The sequence below is a fragment of the Aliivibrio sp. S3MY1 genome (assembly GCF_028765575.1).
In the GTDB taxonomy this organism is placed as follows: Bacteria; Pseudomonadota; Gammaproteobacteria; order Enterobacterales; family Vibrionaceae; genus Aliivibrio.
This window is the reverse complement of sequence record NZ_JARACO010000082.1, coordinates 1-989: the sequence shown is the minus strand read 5'-3', so window position 1 is coordinate 989 and position 989 is coordinate 1. Positions and strand designations below refer to the sequence as shown.

The window sequence follows — 989 nt, the reverse complement described above, 5'->3', positions numbered from 1 at the left end:
GTAGCAAACGTGTTATGCAGGCGTTATGTTTCTAAAGGGAAAATATGGATATTAATCGTATCGCTCAGATAATCTGCTCTGTGGCTGAGAGTGAAAATAAAGAACTATCTGATATTTCACAGGAAGGTATATTTCATATGCCTGAGTTAGCTTTTGCATATGAATGCGGTAAGGCAATTATCAAAGAATCAAAGAGTATCTTTGGTGAAACGACAGTTGAATGGTGTAGGGAATGCGATCTTAAAAATGGCGGACCAACTGATTTAGTTTTTAAATTGGATTCTGGTTATACCATAGCAATTGAATTTAAGTTGCGAGATACAACGACAGCATATCAAAACGATATTGAAAAACTTGGTCGGATCAAAGAAGAAAAGTGTATAAGATTATTCTGTGCTCTAGTCGACGTATTTAACCATCAATTACCTGATGATGGTCGTCAAGCATATATTGAATGTTTACCTAATTATCAAGTAAAGCCACTTCATAAAGTAACGTTCGATACTAAACAAAGTAGGTATGTAAAACCTGTATCTTGTGTAGCGTGCGTTTGGGAAGTTGGTCAGTCGTTGTAGGGCGAAACATAACAAATGCATCAACACGATTTGCTACACTCGGCGTTGTCAGTTTGCCTTTAGTTTCAGTGATTAAGGCAGTAAAATTCAATTAGGTCTGTATCGTAGCAAACGTGTTATGCAGGCGTTACACGAACTCTAAGAACGCAGTTTTTTGGCTCAGTTCAGCGATTGAGCCATTAGTTTTTTAGGCGTGAAAGTAGGGTGGATTTCCTTTTTCTTTGCTGCCTTTTAGATTTCATTTCATCAGGTTCGGCAATTGGCCATTATTGCCAAAAGTTCATGGATTTCAGAAACCAATTCACGCTTCAATTGTTCATGGTTTTGCCTCATTTTAGTCAGCATCAGTGTTTTCCTCTTAGCATTTTCAATCCCAATTGTGGCTAGGATATTTGGTTTATCAGTTCCAAATTA

At 37.3% G+C, this 989-nt stretch carries 1 protein-coding gene; it reads left to right on the top strand.

The features are described from left to right. Nucleotides 1–44 precede the first annotated feature (44 nt). The gene (locus PVK62_RS17315) at nt 45–575 is read left to right on the top strand and encodes a hypothetical protein (RefSeq protein ID WP_155663177.1); all 531 of its coding nucleotides are present in this window, start codon (nt 45–47) and stop codon (nt 573–575) included. The last annotated feature ends 414 nt before the right edge of the window (nt 576–989 follow it).